Source organism: Micromonospora sp. (assembly GCF_048594385.1).
GTDB classification, from domain to species: Bacteria; Actinomycetota; Actinomycetes; order Mycobacteriales; family Micromonosporaceae; genus Micromonospora; species Micromonospora wenchangensis.
Genome location: NZ_JBMDWU010000472.1, coordinates 1 through 3,305, shown reverse-complemented (window position 1 = coordinate 3,305; position 3,305 = coordinate 1). Strand labels below are relative to the sequence as shown.

The 3,305-nt window shown below is 74.0% G+C and carries 2 protein-coding genes; one reads left to right on the top strand and one right to left on the bottom strand.

The features are described 5' to 3' along the window. Window positions 1-84: 84 nt before the first annotated feature. Window positions 85-351, bottom strand: a complete 267-nt coding sequence (locus tag ACOJTC_RS25625) for a hypothetical protein (RefSeq protein WP_204927814.1) — start codon at window positions 349-351, stop codon at window positions 85-87. Between the two features lie 114 nt (window positions 352-465). On the opposite strand from ACOJTC_RS25625, the gene ACOJTC_RS25620 reads away from it, so the two are divergent. Further along, a partial coding sequence (locus tag ACOJTC_RS25620) for an AAA family ATPase (RefSeq protein WP_420118806.1) occupies window positions 466-3,305 on the top strand: 2,840 nt, incomplete at its 3' end.

Below are 3,305 nucleotides of genomic sequence, written 5' to 3'. Positions count from 1 at the left end.
GGGGGGGGGGCGGGGGGGGGGGGGGCGCCTCCCGCCGCGGGGGGGGCGGGGGGCCGTCGGGCCCCCCCCCCCCCCGCCGGTCGTTCACTTGCCGCTGTCGTCGGCCGGCGGGGCGCCCGGCCCGGGTCCGATCTGGTCCGGCGGTGTACCCGGCCCGGGCCCGATCTTCTGTGGCTTCGGCGTCGTGGTCGTGGTCGTGCCGGCGTCCGAGGTGGTCTTGCTGTCGGGATTCTCCACCATGCCCTGCTCCTCCATTCTGGCGAGAGTGACCGCGTCGACGTCGACCGTCTCCCCGGGGGACCGGACGGTACCGTCCGGGTCGGTCCAGTAGGCGGACAATCGCACCTGCACGGCACTCTCCTGACAGTGAGTTTTCCTCGTGAGGAACACTAGTGGCGGCCGACCAGCCGCAGGGTCCGCCCGCACGTCGGGTACCCGACTGGCCCTCCGCGGCGCGATAATGGGATCTCCTCACGTACGGAGTTCGTCATCGACCTCAAGTGTGGACACTGCTCACGGGCGGCGGGACCGGACGACCGCTTCTGCGGCGGCTGCGGACAGGCGCTGACGCTCAACTGTGCCTCCTGCGGGCACGGCAACAGTCCCGAGGCCAACTTCTGCACCAGCTGCGGGCAGCCGCTGCGCGACCACGCGGTCACCGTGCAGGAGGACCGCCGCCAGGTCAGCGTGCTGTTCATCGACATCGTCGACTTCACCACGTACGCCGAACGCGCCGACCCGGAGCAGGCGCGCAGCCTCCAGCAGGCGTACTTCGCCACCGTCCGCAAGCTGGTCCACCAGTACGGCGGGGTGGTGGAGAAGTACATCGGGGACGCGGTGATGGCGCTGTTCGGCGCCCCGGTCGCCACCGACAACGACGCGTTGCGCTGCGTACGGGCCGGCTTGGAGCTGCAACGCAACCTGGCCCGGCAGGCCGCCGGCCCGCACCCGCCGCTGGGTTTCCGGGTCGGCGTGGCCACCGGTGAGGCGCTCGTCGACCTCTCCGCCACCCGCGACGGCGGTCAGGCGTTCGTCACCGGCGACGTGGTGAACACCGCCTCCCGGTTGCAGGCGCTGGCCCCCACCGGCGGAGTCGTCGTCGACGAGAGCACCTGGTCGGCCACCCGACACGAGCTGGACTACGTCGACCGGCCGCCGGTCACCCTGCGGGGACGTTCCACGGTGAGCCGGATCTGGCTCGCCGTGCGGGCCCGGCCCCGGACCGACCCGCAGGCCGCCGAACTGACCCCGATGGTCGACCGGGAACACGAACGGGGCCTGCTGGTCAGCGCCCTGCACCGGACGGTCACCGAACGCACCTCCCAGCTGGTGACCGTCTTCGGCCCGGCCGGGGTGGGCAAGAGCCGGCTGCTGCGCGAGCTGTCCCGGCACGCCGCCAACCTGCCCGGCCACCGGGTCACCTGGCTGGTCGGGCAGTGCCCGCCGTTCGGCGAGAACGTCACCTACGCCGCGCTGGCGGACATCGTCAAGGGGTGGCTGGGCGCGCCGGACACCGACGACCCGGAACCGCTGCGCGACCGGCTCCGTGACCGGCTGCGTCAGCTCGACGACCCGCACGCCATGCGGTTGGCCGGCGCGCTCGGGCCGCTGCTGGGGATGACCGGGGAACGACTCACCCCGGGTGAGACCGAGGCGGCCTGGCGGCGGTTCCTGCTCACCCTCGCCGGGCGGGGCCCGACGGTGCTGGTCTTCGAGGACATGCACTGGGCCGACCAGGCGATGCTCACCTTCGTCGAGCAGCTCGGGGCGGCGGCCCGGGGCGTACCGCTGCTGGTGGTGGCGACCGCGCGGCCCGAGCTGCGGGAGCGGCAGCCGGCCTGGACGGGCACGATCAGCGGCGCGATGTCCATCTCGGTGCCGCCGATGCACGACACCGACATCGACACCCTCTACTCCCTGCTGCTCGGTCAGGCCACCCTGCCGGCGGCGTCACGGGCACCGCTCATCGAGTTCGCCGACGGCAACCCGCTCTACGCCCAGGAGTACGCCCGGATGCTGATGGACGGGGGGCTGCTGGAGCCCAGCGCCGCCTTCGATCCGGCCGGCACCACCGACATGCCGCGTACCGTCCAGGCGGTCATCGCCAACCGGCTCGACCTGCTCGACCCGGCCGACCGGGCGGTGCTCCAGGCCGCCGCCGTGGTCGGGGTGCAGTTCTGGCCGGCGCCCGTGGCCGCCGCCCTCGGCCGGACGGTCGAGTGGGTGGAGCGGGCGCTGGACCGCCTGCAGCGCCGGGACATGGTCTTCGAGCTGCCCACCTCCACCATGGTCGGTCAGCCGGAGTACCGCTTCCGGCACATCCTGGTCCGTGACGTGTGCTACCAGCGGCTGCCCCGGGCCGAACGGGTGCTGCGTCACCAGCGCACCGCCGACTGGTTGGCCCAGCTCACCCAGGCCGGCCAGCAGGACCTGGCCGAGGTGCTGGCCAACCACCGCTGGACCGCCCACGAGATCGCCCGCACGGTCGGACTCGACCCCATGCCGTACGCGGTGGCGGCCCGTACCGCGCTGCACCGGGCCGCCCGCCGGGCGTACGAGCTGCACGCGCTGGAGAACGCGGCCGGGCTGGTGGGCAGGGCGCTACAGGTCGGCGGGGCACCCGACCCGGGGCTGGAGCTGTTCGCCGCCCAACTGGCCCTGTTCCGGGACGGCGACGCGTTCCTGGTCGACGGGGGGACCGAGGCGTTGACCGGGCTCACCGAACGGCTGGCCGCCGTCGGGGACCGGTCCGGCGCGGCCCGTGCCTGGACCCTGCTCGCCACCGCCGCCTGGAGCCGGGCCGACCGGTCCGAGACGCTGCGCTGCCTGCACCGGGCCAACGCGATCTACGCCGAGCTGCCGGAGTCCGAGGAGAAGGCGGAGGCGCTGCTGGAACTGGCCCGGGTCCGGATGCTCAACGCCGAGACCGAGCCGGCCTGCGTGGCGGCCTCCGCGGCAGCCGAGCTGGCCGAGCGGCTGCGGCTGCCCGAGGTGCGGGCCAACGCCCGGATCACCCTGGCGGTGGCCCGCTACATGGCCGGCGAGGAGCAGGCGTACGCGGAACTGGCCGAGGTGGCCGAGCAGTGCCGGGTGGACCGGCTGGTCAGCCGACGCCGGGCGGTGCACAACCTCGCCTGGGCGGCGCAGGAGGAGGGTGACCTGGCCCGGTCGGCCCGGCTGGTCGACGAGCAGCGTTCGCTCGACCCGGGTGGCGGGCACAGCCTGGCGACCAGCTTCGCCGACAAGTGGGCGCGGGCGTACTACGCCGGGGACTGGGTGGCGGCGCTGGAGCTGGGCACCGAGTC